The sequence below is a fragment of the Acinetobacter towneri genome, assembly GCF_001758345.1.
Lineage (GTDB): Bacteria > Pseudomonadota > Gammaproteobacteria > Pseudomonadales > Moraxellaceae > Acinetobacter > Acinetobacter towneri_A.
On the sequence record NZ_MKQS01000005.1, the window covers coordinates 99,725 to 118,146 of the forward strand.

An 18,422-nucleotide genomic window follows, 5' to 3' on the forward strand; every position below is an offset into this window, starting at 1 on the left:
GGCATGCTCAATTTATAAGAAAGTTGCACTTAAAATATACGCGAATGGTCAATAACGCCTAATCAAGTTGTAAATATTGTCTTAACCACGGCATCACCACTTCACGGGTCAGTGGTGCCAACAAAGTATCTCGATCATCCAAATCCACCCACTTCATTTCAGCAATTTCAGCAGCAATTTTTGGGGTCTGATCAAGCTGCACCCAATACACATAACTCACTAATCGGCAATCCGGTTCATTGGCCGTTGCCGTTTCATAGCGACCAATAAATTGTTGAATTTTCGCCTGACAGCCAATTTCTTCTGCAATTTCTCGCAACATGGTCATTTCAGGTGCTTCATTAGGTTCTAACTTGCCACCCACCTGCATAAAACAATGGGTATGCCGTTTACGTACCACCAATAACTGCTGTTCAGCATTTAAAATAATCGCCGCCGCAACAGTAATGGTGTGAGGATGAGTTTTATACATGTGCTTACTTGGTCAACTCTTGTTGCAACCATTCCAGTTCAGGTACTTCCCATTTCATTTCAGGAACACGGTACTGCTCAAACTGCTGTAAAATCTGTTCAAAACAATTAGACACAATCAACGCTTCACAAAAACGTGGCTGGGTAAAACCTTTGACTGTAGTCAGTTGTAAAAATTTCAGCAAGTCATCATAAAAACCAGCTACATTAAAAAAGGCACAGGGTTTTGAGTGAATTCCTAATTGTGCCCACGTCCATTGCTCAAAAATTTCTTCTAAAGTTCCAGAACCACCCGGCAAAGCAATAAAGCCCTCGGCCAATTCTGACATTTTTATTTTGCGGGCATGCATGTTTTCTACAATATGTAATTCGGTCAAATGCGGATGCGCCAATTCATGTTCTGCCAGACTCTCTGGAATCACACCAATGACTCGACCACCTGCCTGCAAAGCACCGTCTGCCACCACCCCCATTAAGCCTGAGCGCCCACCGCCATAAATTAAAGTTTTGCCTTGTGCAGCGAGGGTTTCCCCCACTTTTCGTGCATTTTCAACTAAAACAGAATCTTTTCCTGGAGCAGAACCACAGAAAATAGCAATTGACGACATCATTTTTTCACCATGTTATCTGGCTGTCATGCCATAAAATTAAACTTCAGGGAGATTTTTAAATAAAATAGCATTCTGAGCAGTGTATTTAGTAATATCCTTGTCTAAAATACACCCATCCACACACCCCATACTGCGCAAGGAGAAAAGACGAATGCTTGAAGCCTTTTATGCCACAGAGCGCGGTAGTCTGGAAGATGCCACCATTAACGGTGGTTTTGATTTGCATCCAGATCTGGTCTGGATTGACCTCATTGCCCCTTCACAAGAAGAACAGCAATGGGTACTAGACGCATACTCACAAAATTTACCCACTTTAAAGTCTCTAGAAGACATTTCATCTTCGGCGCGATTCTACCGTGATGATGATGGTATTTTACACATTAGTACCTATTTTTTAACGAAAAATAAAAACTATCAAGTCGATGGCGAAACTGAAGATCATTCCAGTATTTTAGCCACCGTACAAACCGTTGCCTTTATTTTACATAAAGAACGCCTATTTACCCTACGTGGTGAAAAATTAGTGGCATTTCGGGCATTTCGGGCGCGTGCACGACGTAACGACTACGAAATTGATTATAAAGACCCGACTTGGGTACTTTTAGGCTTGCTTGAAGCCAAACTAGACGAACTTGCGGATATCTTAGAAGATATCCACAAGGACTTAGAAAAGTATTCCACAGAAGTTCTGAATAACCGTCATCGTGAGCAAATTTTAGACCTCGATGACATGATTACCCGACTGGCACAATTAGAAGACATGCTTGGAAAAGCTCAACTGTGTTTGATTGATTTACGTCGCGTCCTGACCTTTTTGGCACGTCCGCGCGCGTTGGGCAGTCATATTTATGATGCCGACATTAGAGAACTCAGTGAAGATGTACGCTCACTGGTCGAACACGATGCCTTCTTATTCCAGAAAGTACGTTTCTTACTCGACACAACTTCGGGCTTTATTAACACCGAACAGAACGACACCATTCGTCGATTCTCGATTTTACCCAGTATGTTAGCGCCACCGATGCTGGTTGCCAGTGTTTATGGCATGAACACCGACGTGTTGCCTTTTGCCAAAGGGGCCACCAGTTTTATTGTAGTCAGTATTATTTTAATAGGCTTCTTTATTGGCCCATTAATTTATTTTAGATGGAAAAAATGGATTTGATGACTTGCTCGCTCCTTTAGAAGAGATTTGCAATCCCACCTACTTGTTGAATACAGCAAGAAACTCAACGCAATAAAAAAGCACCTTACAAGAAGGTGCTTTTTGGTGGTTTTTCAGTTTAGGCGAGCAGCTGTAAATCATCTTGCAAATGACAGGCTTGAATGATCTTCATCATTTTTTCAGGAACCGCTTTAAACTGTAAGCCTTTGGCTTCAGGTGTCTGACGCAACCATTGTACCAAAACAGCCAAAGCTAAAGTACTCCCCTGTTGCAGCTGCGCCAAATTAACCACTAAAGGTAACTGCTGCTGACGAATCAACTGCAGACCTTTTTGGTAATATTGCTCTGCATTACTGAAATCTATTTTCCCAGAAACACATAATTCCTGATTTGATAATTCAATCACGCCACACCTAACCTATTTTTTCTTTTCAACCGCAGCTTCTGCATCTGGCTTAAAAGTTGCAATGGCTTTATCAATATTACCACCATTACGCTTTACATTCGCTGCAAACTGGTTACGGAATTGCAAACCTAAATCAATACCCGACACGTTAATGTTTCGGATTTTCCATTGGCTGCCTTTGTCTGCCAACTGGAATGACACAGGAATTTTTTCACCATTATGCAAGAAATCAATAGTCACCACTGGGTTCTTGCTGTTGGTCGCCTTATAAGGACGCATGGTGTAGCTTTGGTTGCTAAATTTCGCAAACGCTGTGCCATAGTTCTCAATTAAAGTTTCACGGAAGTTTTTCTCAAACTGCGCGCGCTGTGCTGCTGWACTGTATTGGTTGGTTGCATAAGTACCCATCACAATACGGGTAAATGCCTGTGCATCTACATACGGATCAAGGTTTTGACGCACAATCGTTTTGACCAATGCCGGATTGTTCTGCAATTTAGCATGATCTGCTTTTAAACGTGCAATCAAGCTATCGGCAACTCTTTTCACAAAAGCTGGTGGCGCCTCTGCAGGTGCAGCAAATGCAGTTCCTGCCAACATGGTTGAAAGTACACTTACCGCCAGAGTTTGCTTTAAAAGTGTTTTCACGGACAATCTCCTTCATTACTCAACAAATGACACTTCTGCATCTGTTGTTTCAGCTGTCGCTATATCTTTATCTGCGTCTGACGCTGCGCCGGATGTTTTCGCTGCACCGCCAGTAATAAACTTACTGATTAAATCTTCTAGATCCATGGTGCCTTGCGTGTTGGCAATACTTTCACCACGCTTCACAAAATTCAAACCACCACCTGGAACCACTTTGAGATATTTCTCACCCAATAGACCATTGGTTGCTACCATTATATAAGCATCTTCATCAATACTTGTGATGGATTTCATGTTGCCTAACAGTTGTTGTTCCATTTCTTTTTGTTGCTCAGGACTTGCGTCTTGGTATTCTGCACTGTAGCGCAACTCTTCAAGTGCATAATTTTGCACTGTTTTCAGTTGTTCAGGATTAAAACTGGTCAACTTGCCATCGAGTTCAAATTCAACTGTCGCCAAACGTGATACAGGATCTAAGCTAATATCATGAACACGCCCAATCGTGACACCGCTCATGGTGACTTTAGCGCGTGGTTTTAAACCATTCACGTTGTCAAATGTTGCAGTCATATTATAACTGTCGCGCAAATTGGTACCCACCAATCCACTGACTTTCATGGCCAAGAAAAATAATGCAATGCCTGTCAAAATGACAAATACACCTACGGCCAGCTCACTTGTACGTGATTTCATTAAACACCTCCGAACATGACCGCAGTCAACACAAAATCAAAACCTAAAACACATAATGAAGAATACACCACGGTTCGTGTGGTCGATGTCGCAATGCCTTCCGATGTAGGGACACAGGCATAGCCTTGATATACTGCAATCCAAGTACAAATAAATGCAAAAACAAAACTTTTAATAATGGTGCCGTTGAAAATATCTTTATAAAACTGGACGTTGCTTTGCATACCACTCCAGAAAGAACCTTCATCGACACCTAGAAAATCGACCCCAACCATTTTACCGCCCATAATGCCAACCGCAGCAAAAATAATGGACAGCATCGGCAGGCTGATAATTCCCGCCCATAAACGTGGCGATACAATACGCTTGAGTGGGTCTACCCCAATCATTTCCATACTGGCCAATTGCTCTGTGGCTTTCATTAGACCAATTTCTGCAGTTAATGCAGAACCTGCACGTCCTGCAAATAGAAGTGCAGCCACTACAGGCGCAAGCTCACGTAACAAAGTCAAAGACACCATGGTGCCTAACATGGCTTCTGAACCGATATTGACCAAAATGGAGTAGCCTTGTAAGCCCAATACCAAACCAATAAATAAGCCTGATACCGCAATAATCAACAACGACATTACGCCAACACGGTACATTTGGTACAGGAATAACTTCACCCCAAGTAGGGTTGGCATGGAAAACAGAATTTGCAACAACATTTGGGTGGCGACACCAATGCCACGAACACGCTCAATGACGCGTTGACCTAGTGCGGCAATAGCATTCATGAACGCACCTCATCACTTAAATAAGCCCGATGGCTAAATTGATAATCGACTGGCCCTTCGGCAGCGCCTGTTAAGAACTGACGCACAAATGCCGATTCATGCTGTTTTAATTCTGCAGGTGTACCCTCACCCTGAATCACGCCTTCCGCAACAATATAAATGTAATCAGCAATGGATAAAGTTTCAGCAACATCATGCGATACAATGATGGTGGTTAAATCCAATGCTTCACGCAACGAACGAATTAAACGAGTCAACACGCCTTTTACAATCGGGTCTTGCCCGGCGAACGGTTCATCGTACATGATCAATTCAGGGTCTAACGCAATTGCACGTGCCAGCGCCACACGACGGTTCATCCCGCCTGAGAGTTCTGCAGGCATGAGTTGTTCTGTACCACGCAAACCGACTGCTTCGAGTTTTAAAGCCACCAGCTCCGCAATTAAATGTTCAGGTAACTGGGTATGTGCACGTAATGGAAATGCAACGTTTTCATATACGCTCATATCGGTAAATAGCGCACCACTTTGGAATAACATGCCCATACGTGCGCGCGCAGCAAACAACTCCTGGCGCGATATTTGCGCAAGATTTTTTCCATCTAGAAGAATATCACCATGATCGGGAGTCAACTGACCGCCAATCAACCGTAATAATGTAGTCTTACCTGTACCTGAAGGTCCCATAATGGCAGTAATTTGACCACGGCGAATCTTTAAACTGACATTTTCATAAATGACACGTTTTCCTCGTTTAAAGCTCAGTTCATTGACTTCAATCAATGACGGCTCATGTTGAGGCATTGGATTATTCATAGCTGAGGGTCTTCCTGCATTTTTTCAGCACGCCTACTATAAAGGATTGAAGCGCAAAATGTTATCTAGCAAATTTTTAAAAAATGTGCGCATATTGTTTAAGCAATCTTATTATTGTTATTTAAATCACTTTTAGGACAGCAACAATTTAAAAGTAAGAAGAAATAATATAATACACTAAATTGCATAAAATGAGTGCTAAACCAATATACGGCATCATTCCCTCTCTCGTCTGCATGAGCAATCGTAAGCTACTGATGTTCATAATTAGCAAATAGAGTTAAAAACGTGACTTATTATACATTTTATTTATCTAAAACAAAAAATATTTAACATAAAAAAACCAGTGCTGAGCACTGGTTTTTCTTTATACAAATTGCTATCGCGATCTTAGTCGTTAAATTTACGACGTGGGCGATCAAAACCACCTTCACGGCGTGGACGATCTGAATTGAACTCGCGACGTGGACGATCTTCACCACCAAAAGAACGCTTAGGACGATCATCAAACGAACGTGGTTGACGGTCACCAAAACCACCTTCACGACGTGCAGGACGATCACCAAAATCACGTTTTGGACGATCACCGAAGCTACCTTCACGACGTGGTTTGTAGTCTACGCGGTTGCCACGGTTGTCATCATTCGCATCAAAACGCGGCTTATCGTTGAAGCCACCTTCGCGACGCGGACGATCTGAATTAAATTCACGACGTGGACGATCATCAAATGAACGCTGTGGACGATCACCAAAACCACCTTCGCGGCGTGGACGATCTGAGTTGAACTCGCGGCGTGGACGATCTTCAAATGAACGTTGTGGACGGTCACCAAAACCACCTTCACGGCGTGGACGATCTGAGTTGAACTCGCGACGTGGGCGATCTTCACCAAATGCAGGACGTTCGCCACGTGGTTTGTCATCGAAGCTACGACGTGGACGATCATCACCACCTTCACGACGTTTAAAGTTGCTTTCGCCTTCAAAACGACGACCGCCACCAAAACCGCCACGACCACCGCGACCGCCATCACGACGACCACGACCACCGTCACGACCAGAACGTGCTGGTGGTGGAGATGGCTCTAAGCCTTCAATTTCAGAAACGCTTAAACGTGCATCCAAGAAATCTTCCAAAGCACGGATTTTGCCACGCTCACGGTAAGTTGCCAAAGTAATGGCATTACCGGTACGACCCGCACGACCTGTACGACCAATACGGTGTACATAGTCTTCATTTTTCATTGGTAAACCAAAGTTGATCACGTGAGAAATCGTTGGTACGTCTAAACCACGTGCTGCAACGTCAGTTGCAACCAAAATTTTTGCACGACCTTCACGAATGCTACGTAAACGACGGTTACGTACGGTCTGTGGCATTGCACCGTGTAGCGCAACCACCGAGTGACCTGCTTCAGCCAATTCTTCAGCCAACATATCGGTATCTTCTTGAGTAGATGCGAATACAACCGCTTGATCTACACCTTCATCAGATAACCAGTGTGACAATAATTTTTTCTTGTGCTCGAAACCATCAGTCCAGTGTAAAGTCTGGGTGATGTCCATGTTCGTTGAGTGACCTGTTTCAATCGCAATACGTACAGGCTCATTCATCATGCGTTCTGCAAGTGTGATAATACGGCTGGCAAAAGTTGCAGAGAACATCAAGGTTTGCTTACGGTTAGCAGCTAAATCGCTAATCGCTTCTAGGTCTTCAGAGAAGCCTAAATCGAGCATACGGTCAGCTTCGTCTACAATTAAGGCATCAACTTTATCAAGTTTGATTTGACGACGGTTCACCAAGTCAAGTAAACGACCTGGAGTCGCTACAACCACTTGCGCACCTTTTAATTGTTGGATTTGCTTACCAAAAGGCATACCACCCATGATTGCTGCAATACGTACACCTTTCATGTGACGTACAAATGCAATCGCGTCTTGGCTAACTTGTTGAGCCAATTCACGTGTTGGGCAAAGCACTAAAATTGACGGCTGAGTAATTGCTTTCATACGCTCTTTAAATGGTACGAAAGTATCTTGATTAGCAAGCGCGTTTAAAGTTGGGAGTAAAAATGCAGCAGTTTTACCAGAACCTGTTTGGCTAGATACCAATAAGTCTTTACCTTCAAGTGCCGCTGGAATCGATTGTTCTTGAACAGGAGTCGGCGTAGTAAAGTTCAAGCCTTCTAAAGCTTGTTGTAAAGATTCATGTAAAGAAAAATCAGCAAAAGTTTTGCTCATAGAGATTTTCACCCTGAAAATGGGTGCTCCATTAAATAAAGTCAGATGGACATCGGCAAAAAGCGGTACAGCAATTATCGCTGACAATTTAAGATTCAGCGGCGATCCGAGTAACGACGATGTGATATAACGCACGCATGATTACGGCTTAACCTGAAGGAATCGCTTTAGCGATTGGGGCGCGAGATATCGTCCTCTCTTTGGACCGCACGCGCATACACAATGATTAGAAGAGAAATGTTCAGGTAATGAACAGAAATTAAGTGCGTGCGCGGATTATAGCAGGATTATTTTAAAAGTCACCTTATTTAATCGACTTTTGCATTTTTTTGTGTAAACCTTGATATATCCTGCTTTTTAGCGAGCATACCCACAATCAAAATAGATCTTAAATTAGCTATTTTAGACCAGTTGATAAAAGAAAAGCCCTCAAGATAGAGAGCTTTACTCATTTTTACGACGGCGTAGATCGTGTGATCTGATTATTTAGCTGCGTCACCCCAAGCAGGAACAACGGCTTTCATAAGTGGTTTTAACATTTTCATTGAACATGCCAAAACTTGACCATTTTCCATAGAGTCGCTACCACCACGTGCATCGACTACTGTACCGCCCGCTTCTTTCACAATCAGCTCACCAGCAGCAATATCCCACGGTTTTAAGCCAAGTTCAAAATAACCATCTAAACGGCCTGCAGCCACATAAGCCAAGTCTAAAGCAGCAGAACCTGCGCGGCGGTATTGCGCGCCTGCTTCTGTCACATTCAATAAACTTTCAAAATGSTTTTTGGCATAAGAAACAATTTCGCCATCACGCTTGGCACGATAAGCATGACCCACTGCCAAGAAAGTGTTGTCTAAACTGTCTTTTACATTTACACGAATACGACGTTGATTCATCATCGCACCACGGCCACGGCTCGCAGAGAACAATTCATCTTTCACAGGATCGTAAATAACACCGTGCTGTGTCACACCTTTGTGTTGCACTGCAATCGAAATACAAAAATGAGGGAAACCGTGAACAAAGTTTAAAGTGCCATCTAGAGGATCAATTACCCAGCACCAGTCGGCATCGTGACCTTTACCTTCCTGCATGCCAAATTCTTCGCCCAAGAAGCTATGATTTTTATAACTTTTGCGTAAAGTATCAATGGTCAATTGCTCGAGGTAACGATCTACGCGCGTTACAGGACCATCAATGCCTTTTTCTTCGACTTGTAGATCGAGTTTATGACGATTCTGATGCGCTTTTAAAAGCTCTTGACCAACTGTTTGAGCCGCACGCGCAGCCATCACCACCATAGGTTCCATTGAACACCCACTACAAATTTGAAGAGATTGATAAAGAATAATGCATGAAAGCCCCAACATTTTAACAAATATTGAGGCTTTTGGGGAAGAAGTGTTGCTAAATTTAATTCAGTACAGACTGCTGCACGTGCTGCCAAGTTTTTTGCATCGATTTTTCAATGCCTTGGGCGTCTAGACCTGCTTGCTGCAACATTTGAGCATGCGTCGCTTGTTGCATAAAGCTGTCTTCTAAACCTAAATGAATAATCGGCTTGACAATCTGTGCTTTCGCCAAGTATTCACTTACTGCGCTGCCTGCGCCACCCATAATCGCATGTTCTTCTACGGTCACGAATAAAGCAGTACTTTCAGCAATATCAGACAGTAGTTTTTCATCTAGCGGCTTAACAAAACGCATGTTCACCACACGTACTGCCACCTCATTCTGCTTGGCAAAGGCTTCAGCTGCTTCTACAGCCGCTTGTACACGACTACCAAAGGCTAAAACAGAAACATAGTCTTCATACTGTGTATTGAACTGTGAAACAATTTCCGCCTGCCCTAATGGAATTGCGGTCATTTGTTGTTGAATTTCAACACCTAAGCCATTACCACGTGGGTAACGCACCGCTGCAGGACCGTTGTACAAATAGGCTGTATGCAGCATCTGACGACATTCATTTTCGTCTTTTGGCGCCATAATGACGATGTTCGGTACGGTACGCATATAGGCATAATCGTATGCCCCCGCATGGGTTGGACCGTCTTCACCGACCAAACCTGCACGGTCAATACCAAAGGTCACATCTAGATTTTGTAAAGCCACATCATGAATGAGTTGATCATAACCACGCTGTAAGAAGGTCGAATAAATTGCGACCACAGGTTTTAAGCCTTCACAGGCCATACCCGCAGCCAAAGTTACGGCATGCTGTTCGGCAATCGCAACGTCAAAATAGCGTTCTGGGAATTGTTTGGCAAATTGCACCATGCCTGAACCTTCGCACATGGCTGGCGTAATGGCCAATAAACGTGAATCTTGTTCTGCCTGATCACATAGCCACTGCCCAAATACATCCGAATATTTAGGCGCGCTAACGGGCGCAGCTTTGGCATGAATTTTACCAATGGCGTGATATTTAATTTGATCGGCTTCTGCAGGCGCAAAGCCTTTGCCTTTTTTGGTGTAAACGTGAATTAAACGTGGACCTTTACGTTTTTTCAGCGCATTAAACACGTGTGTGAGTTGTTCAACATCATGTCCATCGAAAGGGCCGAAATAATCAAACCCAATCGCTTTAAATAAGTTGTCTGCAGCTTCAGTGGCGGCACAGTGCAAACGCGAGTTATACGTCCACTTTGGATGTGGCTGCACGTAAGCCTCACCTGTTTCACTGACATGAACCGACTCACCACGCTCCCAAATCGCTGCAAGATGTTTGGCAAAGCCGCCTGTGCTACATGAAATTGACATATCGTTGTCATTCAGCACGACCATCATATCTGCCTGATGCGCAACAGCATCATTCATGGCTTCAAAAGCCATCCCTGCTGTCATAGCGCCATCGCCAATAATAGCAACAACTTCACATGGGTTTTGCTGATAACGTCGCGCTAAAGCCATCCCCAAACCTGCTGAAATAGCCGTAGAGGAATGACCAACGCCAAAGGTATCAAAAATAGATTCTTCACGTGCAGGAAATGCAGCCAAGCCATCTTTAGCACGAATGGTAGTGAGTTGCTCGCGGCGTCCTGTCAGGGCTTTATGCGGATAAGCCTGATGACCGACATCCCAAATTAAGCGGTCTTGTGGAGTATTAAAGCAATAATGCAGCGCAACGGTCAGTTCGATCACGCCTAAGTTTGCGCCAAAGTGTCCTCCACTTTGACCTGCGGCATACAAAATGAATTGACGTAACTCATCTGCCACCTGTGGAAGCTGGCTTTGCGCGAGTAAACGTAATTGCTGCGGATGATCAATCGCATCGAGCAATGGTGTTACAGGGCGTTGAGTTGGAATTTCTGTATACAGCATATGTGGCAAAGCCTTCTAAAGCCTGGCAAATCCTAAGCGAGGTCAATGGGAATTACTCGATCATATAACCGAATGGTATTACCTTCAATCAGCCACATTTCTAGCGATGTAGTTTTGAGCAGTGATTTCAGTTGGGCACACGTTGGGTGGGTAGATTATCCTGAATAATCTAACTATTTATCAACCATTATCGTGCGCTTTATACAAAAAAGAAAATCTTCTGTATAAATTCGTGTTCGCTATTCTACTAATGTCTGGGCATTACGCTATACTTTAAACAATTTATCGACTATTTCACGAGTTAAACAGTGCCGATTAAGTTTGTCGCAACCTCACGATTACCGACCGCATTTGGTGAATTCAACATTACGGTATTTCAAGATCCTGAAACTGGCGAAGAACATGTGGCATTATCTAAAGGTTTGGACATTGCGCCAACCCAGCCTGTTCTGGTACGAATTCACTCAGAATGTTTAACTGGCGATGCTTTCGCGTCTTTAAAATGCGACTGTGGCCCACAGCTTCAAGCCACTCAACGCCTGATTAATGATGCAGGACAAGGTGTGATTTTGTATTTACGCCAAGAAGGTCGCGGAATTGGTTTGACCAATAAAATTCGTGCTTATGCCCTGCAAGATCAAGGACATGACACGGTGGATGCCAATTTAATGCTGAATTTACCTGCCGATGCACGTCGCTATGATATGTGTAGCATTATGCTAGATCATTTGCAGGTTAAAGCTGTACGCTTAATTACCAATAACCCTTTGAAAATTCAAGCATTGCAGGAGCAAGGGATTACGGTGGTAGACCGTGTGCCTTTAACTGTGGGTCTGAATCCGTTTAATGAAGAATATTTGCAAACTAAACATGAACGCATGGCACACATGTATGATAAAGGTGACTTCTGAGTCACCTTTTAATTTATGAATTAAATAATTTCAACGCAATTTACTTAAATCGTCATCGAAAAAATACGGTTATTCGGCATTCGGCGTTTTAAACGCAAATCAAAGGCCATGCAAATATTGCGCACAAAAGGTTTACCTTTTTCCAAAATCTGAATGTGCTGATCTTGAATGCGCAGTAATTTATCTTCCTGCATTTCTTGTAACTGCTGCAACACTTGCTCAATTTCAGGAAATGCCAATTCTGGACTGGCCCACGACGTTTCAAAGCTGCACATTAAATTTAAAATATGCTGACGTATTACCAAATCTTCCCGATTCAGCACATGCCCTTTAAACACAGGAATTTCATTGCAGGCTAAACGCGCATAATAATCTTCAATGCTTTTTTCATTTTGCGCAAAGCTATACCAACTGTCGCTAATAGATGAAACACCCAAGCCAATCATGAGCTGCGTTTTAGATGCGGTATAGCCCATAAAATTACGATGCAAGGTGCCATTTTTAAACGACTGATACATACCATCTCGTTCTAAGGCAAAGTGATCCATCCCAATTTCATGATAACCATAGGCCAAAAGACGCTGTTTGCCTTCTTCATAGCACTGACGTTTTAATTCATCTTTAGGCACATCTTCATCTTTAAAGCCACGCTGCCCATTGCCTTTAATCCATGGCACATGCGCATAACTGTAAAACGCCAAACGGTCTGGCATTAAACGCTGGGTCTGCTCAATGGTATTCAGTACATCTTCCAGATTTTGAAAGGGCAAACCAAAAACCAGATCATGTGAAATAGAATCATAGCCAATTTCACGCGCCCACTCGGTCACACGTTGCACATGTTCAAAAGGCTGAATCCGATGAATGGCGCGCTGCACTTTTTCATTATAATCCTGCACGCCATAACTAACCCGACGAAAACCCAAGTCATATAAAGCCTGTAAATGTTCACGGGTGGTGTTATTCGGATGTCCTTCAAAACTAAATTCGTGCTGTTCTGCCACTTTGGCTTTTGCCAAAATGCCTTGAATAAGCTGCGTCAAATGTTCGACAGAAAAGAAAGTTGGTGTGCCACCGCCCAAATGAATTTCTTTAATGATGGGAGTGCTTTCGAGCAACTGACAATATAAGTCCCATTCTTTTGATAACGCCTGAATGTACGGTTGCTCGACTTCATGGCGTTTGGTGACGCGTTTATGACAGCCACAAAAAGTGCATAGGCTTTCGCAAAATGGCAAATGAATATACAGACTGATGCCTTCGCTGGCATTAGATTCATCAAACGAACGCTTCAGCGTTTGCTGCCACGCCTCGGCAGAAAAGGTAGCATCATCCCAATAAGGTACGGTTGGATAACTGGTATAACGTGGTCCAGGCACATTGTATTTTTGAATTAAAGAATTTGCCTGCTGTGTCATCCACTCTGCCCCATTCAGTTAATTGCTGCTGACTAAAATTTAGATTGTAAAAACTATTGTGCTGAGCTTGTGCATGGAAATCAACCTAGTCTTTTGCTCGGAATACATGCTGAAATACAAAGCACCTTGCGCAATTGCATGAGCGATTTGCAGCAAACTGGATAAACCCCTTAATTTTTAGACAGTTTTATGTTTTGATGTAAGCCATTTTATTTTTATGCTGAGGTGGCCATGTCGCACCCTACTCACGCGGATATTCAACGTGTACGTGAATTTCTTCTCGATTTGCAGGCGCGAATTTGTGCGGCTTTAGAACAACAAGAACAGGCAGGTGGTGGAAGCGCACAGTTTGAAATTGATGACTGGCAACGTCATGAAGGTGGCGGTGGTCGTTCCCGCGTCTTACAAAACGGTACGGTCATTGAAAAAGGCGGAGTGATGTTTTCGCACATCAATATTTCCAAACTGCCTGCTTCTGCAACTGAACGTCATCCAAATATTGCAGGCGCACCTGCGCAGGCGATGGGTGTGTCATTGGTGATTCATCCGAAAAACCCGCATGTACCCACTTCACATGCCAATGTGCGTTTATTTGTCGCAGAACCTGAAGGACAGCCGCCTATTTGGTGGTTTGGTGGTGGTTTTGATCTAACACCATTTTATCCGAATGATGAAGATGTGTTGGCATGGCACCAAACGGCACATGACTTATGTGCGCCTTTTGGCGAGCACGTCTATGCAGAACATAAACAATGGTGTGATGACTAYTTTTATTTGAAGCACCGCGATGAACAGCGTGGCGTGGGTGGTTTATTTTTTGATGACCTGAATCAATGGGACTTTGATACCTGTTTCAGCTATATTCAGGCGGTTGGGAATGGTTATTTGACTGCAATTCTGCCTATTTTTGAGCGTAATCGCGACAAAGCCTATACTGAAGCACAACGCCAATTCCAACTTTACCGTCGTGGACGTTATGTGGAATACAATCTGGTCTATGACCGTGGTACTTTATTTGGTTTGCAGACAGGCGGACGGATTGAATCCATTTTAGTCAGCTTACCGAACTTGGCGGGATGGTCGTATCGTCCTGAATGGGCAGAAGATTCTGCAGAAAAAAAACTCACTGACTATTACTTAAAACCACGCGATTGGTTGAATCTCAAGACGAGTTAAAGCTCGCGACTGGTTCAAACCCTGCATACAGTGCCGTGTAAATAAGATCACAGTCAATGTTCAAAAAAAGCGATTCTTGCACGAATCGCTTTTTTACTTACAAACTTTATCGCTTCTTTTCAAATCAATAAATATGCACAGCATGAATTAACTGTCATGATAGTGTGGATGGATTTTAATAAATGATGTGACCGCGCACCCTATTTGACCATGCACAAACAGGATTTAACCATTCATCATCAAATCATGAGTCAAAGGCAAATTCATCAAACTGTCAAAGCCTTATGTCACACTGCGCCACATATGTCAGGAGATCCGCATGTTTAGCCCGCTGTTCAAACACAAAATCTTTCTATTTTGGGCAACCTTTGCCATGTTACTTGGCTCAATCTGCATGACCTTTATTTTTGAAAGTCATCTTTCAGATGGTTTAGCGATTAGCAGCAGCATTTTAGCGGGCATTGCCATGTTCGTAATTGCAACTATTTTGGTTTTAGAAACTGTTTTAGAAATTTGTAATCCTTAAGTCCAAAGACTCCCACCCTTTTATACCCCCATAAGCTTTAGTCCGATCTGAATTTGACGTATATTGATGCACATTTCAGCACATGGATTTAGGCAAATGCGCAAACAATTTGCTGTGATTGGTAACCCAATTGAACAATCACGTTCTCCTGAACTACATTATGCCTTTGCAAAAAAAACAGGCATAGATCTGCAATACAGCAAACGCCTTGCGCCGCTTGATGGCTTCAGCGAGAGCGTTGCAGACTTTTTTAGCCATGGTGGCGTAGGCATGAATGTGACCGTGCCTTTTAAAGAACAAGCATTTGCTGAATGTGGCGTTTTGACCGAACGAGCCCAAATTGCCAAGGCAGTCAATACCTTGTGGATGCAAGATGGTGTTTTGCATGGCGACAATACCGATGGTCAGGGTTTGGTTGATGCGATTCGTGCTTTGGGCTGGAATTTAGATCATAGCGATATTTTGATTATTGGCGCTGGCGGTGCAACCCGTGGCGTAATTTACCCGTTGGTACAAGCAGGCGCAAAAAAAATTGTGATTGCCAACCGCACCCTTGCCCGTGCTGAACAACTAGTTGCCGACTTGCAAGCCGCTGTACCGCAAGCAGAATTACGAGCCATGGCGCTCACCGATTTAACAGGTCATTTTGATTTAGTCATTAATGCGACGTCTGCTAGTTTAACGGGAGATGCGCTTACCTTGCCTGAATGTTTGCAATTTAATTTTGCTTATGAAATGGCTTATGGCAAACCTTCAAGCTTTTTACAGCAAGCCAAAGCGCGTGGCGTACCGACCTCAGAAGGTTTTGGCATGCTGGTTGGACAGGCAATTGAGTCTTTTTATATCTGGAATGGCGTAAAACCTGACCTGAAAGATTTCCTCTAAAGTTTTATGCGACCTCCATGACTTTCGGCACAAAGGGGCATGATTTCTGCTCCTTAGCTCAAAGTATTTGAAACTTCCTGTGCAAATTAAATGATCTTTTCGCATAAAATTGGGTTAATTGACAACCGTATATCGCCTTAAAACCATATAAATTGCAGCTTATAAAACACAATATACCAAAGTATTAATATTTATATTTGCATTATTAATCAACACGATAAAAATAAATCAAAGATTTATACCTTGTTATTCTTCACGATTCACGATAAAACTAAACTAATCCTTGTCTAAAAAATTTATTCGCATTTCTGACATTTTTATTCGCTATTCTTATCAATGTTTTTTAATCATGAGTGTGAATAATCAACATATCGATACAGATAATCCAAAACTATTTCTAAATTAGGATTAAGACTATGCCAGCGTATAAAGCCCCATTACACGATATTCGTTTCTTAATGAACGAAGTGCTTGATTACCCAACCCACTACAAAAATCTTTCTAACGGTGAACTTGCGGACGCAGATACAGTCGATATGATTTTGGAAGGTGCAGCAGATTTCTGTGAAAATGTACTTTCTCCTCTTAATCAATCAGGCGATGAAGAAGGCTGTCATTTTGAAAATGGCAATGTGACCACACCTAAAGGCTTTAAAGAAGCTTATGATCAATTTGTGCAAAGTGGTTGGCAAGGTCTGTCTTATCCTGAGCAATACGGCGGTCAAAACTTGCCAATGTCGCTGAACCTTATTAAATCTGAAATGATGGGTACTGCAAACTGGTCATTCCAAATGTATCCGGGTTTAAGCATAGGTTGTATCAATACCATTATGCAATTTGGTACAGACGCGCAAAAAGATACCTATTTACCACACTTGGTTGCAGGTACTTGGTCAGGCACCATGTGTTTAACTGAACCACAGTGCGGCACCGACTTAGGTCAGGTAAAAACCAAAGCAGAACCGCAAGCCGATGGCACCTATGCGATTTCAGGCACCAAAATCTTTATTTCTGCAGGCGAGCATGACCTGACTGAAAACATCATTCATATTGTGTTAGCACGTCTTCCAGAAGCACCGGAAGGTACGAAAGGTATTTCATTATTTATCGTACCGAAATTCCTGCCAACCGTAGAAGGTACGGTGGGTGAACGCAATCCTGTAACCTGTGGTTCTATTGAACACAAAATGGGGATCCGAGCCTCAGCAACTGCGGTGTTAAACTTTGACAATGCCGTTGGTTATTTGATTGGTGAACCAAACAAAGGCTTACATGCCATGTTTACCTTTATGAATACTGCACGTATTGGTACGGCAATTCAGGGGATTTGCCATGCAGAATTGGCGTTCCAAGGTGCATTGCCGTATGCCAAAGAACGCATGTCGATGCGTGCCCTTTCAGGTAAAAAAGACCCTGAAAAAGTAGCCGATGCCATTATTCACCATGCCGATGTGCGTCGTATGCTATTAACGCAAAAAGCCGTAGCAGAAGGTGGTCGTGCCATGATTTATCATGCTGCACAACTGGCTGACAAAATGAACGACGCTTTAATGCGTGGTGATACTGCTGCTTTTGAAGCACATGATGACCATTTAGGTTTCTATACTCCAATCTTAAAAGGCTTCTTGACTGAGTTGGGTTATGAAGCTGCCAACCACGGCATGCAAGTGTACGGCGGTCATGGCTATATTAAAGAATGGGGCATGGAGCAAATTGTACGTGATTCACGTATTTCTACCCTCTATGAAGGTACAACTGGCGTTCAGGCGCTCGACTTGATTGGTCGTAAAGTGTTATTAAGCTCTAAGGGTAAAGTGATTCGTGACTACACCGCTGAAATTTTGAAATTCTGTGGTCAACACGCACGTAACAAATACATGCGTCGTTTTGCATGGGACTTAACCAAGCTATGTGCTCAATGGAACGCATTAACCGTGCGCATTATGTTGGCAGCTCGTAAAGACCGTGACATCGTATCCAGTGCTTCTGTAGATTTCTTGATGTTCTCTGGTTATGTCATGATGGCTTATTTCTGGGCGCAACAAGCGGCTGTGGCTTCGACCAAATTGGCAGAAGGCAATGGTCAGGAAACACCTGAGTTCTATAAAGCCAAAATCAAAGTTGCAGATTTCTACTTTGAGCGTTTATTGCCACGTACCCAAGGTCATGCAGAAGCCATGATCAACCCATCTAAAACCATGACTGCATTAGCACCAGAACATTTTAGTTTTGATTACTAAAATATTCTAAGCAAATGTAAACCAAAAGAGCGCGTAATGCGCTCTTTTGGTTTTGAATTGTAAACTTCCATCTACAAAATCTTTTTGGAATCATCATTCACAGCTGCCAT

Annotated in this window: 17 protein-coding genes; 6 read left to right on the forward strand and 11 right to left on the reverse strand. The window is 43.0% G+C overall.

The features are described 5' to 3' along the window. Positions 1-58: 58 nt before the first annotated feature. Both BJN41_RS03685 and BJN41_RS03690 read right to left on the reverse strand, forming a co-directional pair. Positions 59-472: an NUDIX hydrolase gene (locus BJN41_RS03685; RefSeq protein ID WP_070153364.1), complete on the reverse strand. Its 414-nt coding sequence runs from the start codon at positions 470-472 to the stop codon at positions 59-61. A 4-nt stretch (positions 473-476) separates the two neighbouring features. Beyond that, on the reverse strand, positions 477-1,079 hold the full coding sequence (locus tag BJN41_RS03690) for a TIGR00730 family Rossman fold protein (protein ID WP_070153795.1): 603 nt from the start codon (positions 1,077-1,079) through the stop codon (positions 477-479). A 154-nt stretch (positions 1,080-1,233) separates the two neighbouring features. Here BJN41_RS03690 and BJN41_RS03695 point away from each other — a divergent pair, with 154 nt between their 5' ends. Then, on the forward strand, positions 1,234-2,247 hold the full coding sequence (locus tag BJN41_RS03695) for a magnesium and cobalt transport protein CorA (RefSeq protein ID WP_019836878.1): 1,014 nt from the start codon (positions 1,234-1,236) through the stop codon (positions 2,245-2,247). Positions 2,248-2,365: 118 nt separating this feature from the next. Here BJN41_RS03695 and BJN41_RS03700 read toward each other — a convergent pair whose 3' ends face one another. From BJN41_RS03700 to dxs, 8 genes are all read right to left on the reverse strand, one after another. Further along, positions 2,366-2,653: a lipid asymmetry maintenance protein MlaB gene (locus tag BJN41_RS03700; RefSeq protein ID WP_019836879.1), complete on the reverse strand. Its 288-nt coding sequence runs from the start codon at positions 2,651-2,653 to the stop codon at positions 2,366-2,368. Between the two features lie 12 nt (positions 2,654-2,665). Next, on the reverse strand, positions 2,666-3,301 hold the full coding sequence (locus tag BJN41_RS03705; RefSeq protein WP_070153367.1) for a phospholipid-binding protein MlaC: 636 nt from the start codon (positions 3,299-3,301) through the stop codon (positions 2,666-2,668). 15 nt (positions 3,302-3,316) lie between these two features. Beyond that, the gene (locus BJN41_RS03710) at positions 3,317-3,994 is read right to left on the reverse strand and encodes an outer membrane lipid asymmetry maintenance protein MlaD (protein WP_070153370.1); all 678 of its coding nucleotides are present in this window, start codon (positions 3,992-3,994) and stop codon (positions 3,317-3,319) included. Next, on the reverse strand, positions 3,994-4,773 hold the full coding sequence (gene mlaE, locus BJN41_RS03715; protein ID WP_070153373.1) for a lipid asymmetry maintenance ABC transporter permease subunit MlaE: 780 nt from the start codon (positions 4,771-4,773) through the stop codon (positions 3,994-3,996). Before mlaE ends, BJN41_RS03710 begins: the two co-directional genes overlap by 1 nt. Continuing rightward, the gene (locus BJN41_RS03720; protein ID WP_070153376.1) at positions 4,770-5,588 is read right to left on the reverse strand and encodes an ABC transporter ATP-binding protein; all 819 of its coding nucleotides are present in this window, start codon (positions 5,586-5,588) and stop codon (positions 4,770-4,772) included. The genes mlaE and BJN41_RS03720 overlap by 4 nt, the downstream gene beginning before the upstream one ends. 390 nt (positions 5,589-5,978) lie before the next feature. Beyond that, a complete protein-coding gene (locus BJN41_RS03725) occupies positions 5,979-7,829 on the reverse strand; it encodes a DEAD/DEAH box helicase (RefSeq protein WP_070153378.1) in 1,851 nt (616 codons plus the stop codon). 482 nt (positions 7,830-8,311) lie between these two features. Then, positions 8,312-9,142, reverse strand: a complete 831-nt coding sequence (locus tag BJN41_RS03730; protein WP_070153382.1) for an inositol monophosphatase family protein — start codon at positions 9,140-9,142, stop codon at positions 8,312-8,314. A 103-nt stretch (positions 9,143-9,245) separates the two neighbouring features. Beyond that, positions 9,246-11,156 carry a 1-deoxy-D-xylulose-5-phosphate synthase gene (gene dxs / locus BJN41_RS03735; RefSeq protein ID WP_070153385.1) on the reverse strand — a complete coding sequence of 637 codons (1,911 nt, stop codon included), beginning with the start codon at positions 11,154-11,156 and terminating at the stop codon, positions 9,246-9,248. Positions 11,157-11,464: 308 nt separating this feature from the next. On the opposite strand from dxs, the gene ribA reads away from it, so the two are divergent. Continuing rightward, positions 11,465-12,067 carry a GTP cyclohydrolase II gene (gene ribA, locus BJN41_RS03740; RefSeq protein WP_070153388.1) on the forward strand — a complete coding sequence of 201 codons (603 nt, stop codon included), beginning with the start codon at positions 11,465-11,467 and terminating at the stop codon, positions 12,065-12,067. A 44-nt stretch (positions 12,068-12,111) separates the two neighbouring features. Here ribA and hemN read toward each other — a convergent pair whose 3' ends face one another. Further along, positions 12,112-13,485 carry an oxygen-independent coproporphyrinogen III oxidase gene (gene hemN / locus BJN41_RS03745; RefSeq protein ID WP_070153390.1) on the reverse strand — a complete coding sequence of 458 codons (1,374 nt, stop codon included), beginning with the start codon at positions 13,483-13,485 and terminating at the stop codon, positions 12,112-12,114. Between the two features lie 231 nt (positions 13,486-13,716). Here hemN and hemF point away from each other — a divergent pair, with 231 nt between their 5' ends. The 4 genes from hemF (at position 13,717) to BJN41_RS03765 (ending at position 18,312) form a co-directional block, all read left to right on the forward strand. After that, positions 13,717-14,661, forward strand: a complete 945-nt coding sequence (gene hemF, locus BJN41_RS03750; protein WP_070153393.1) for an oxygen-dependent coproporphyrinogen oxidase — start codon at positions 13,717-13,719, stop codon at positions 14,659-14,661. Between the two features lie 319 nt (positions 14,662-14,980). Then, positions 14,981-15,187, forward strand: coding sequence for a hypothetical protein (locus tag BJN41_RS03755; RefSeq protein ID WP_004974627.1), 207 nt, complete (start codon positions 14,981-14,983; stop codon positions 15,185-15,187). A gap of 96 nt (positions 15,188-15,283) precedes the next feature. Continuing rightward, positions 15,284-16,072, forward strand: a complete 789-nt coding sequence (aroE, locus tag BJN41_RS03760) for a shikimate dehydrogenase (protein WP_070153396.1) — start codon at positions 15,284-15,286, stop codon at positions 16,070-16,072. 416 nt (positions 16,073-16,488) lie between these two features. Continuing rightward, the gene (locus BJN41_RS03765; protein ID WP_070153398.1) at positions 16,489-18,312 is read left to right on the forward strand and encodes an acyl-CoA dehydrogenase C-terminal domain-containing protein; all 1,824 of its coding nucleotides are present in this window, start codon (positions 16,489-16,491) and stop codon (positions 18,310-18,312) included. Positions 18,313-18,422: the final 110 nt, after the last annotated feature.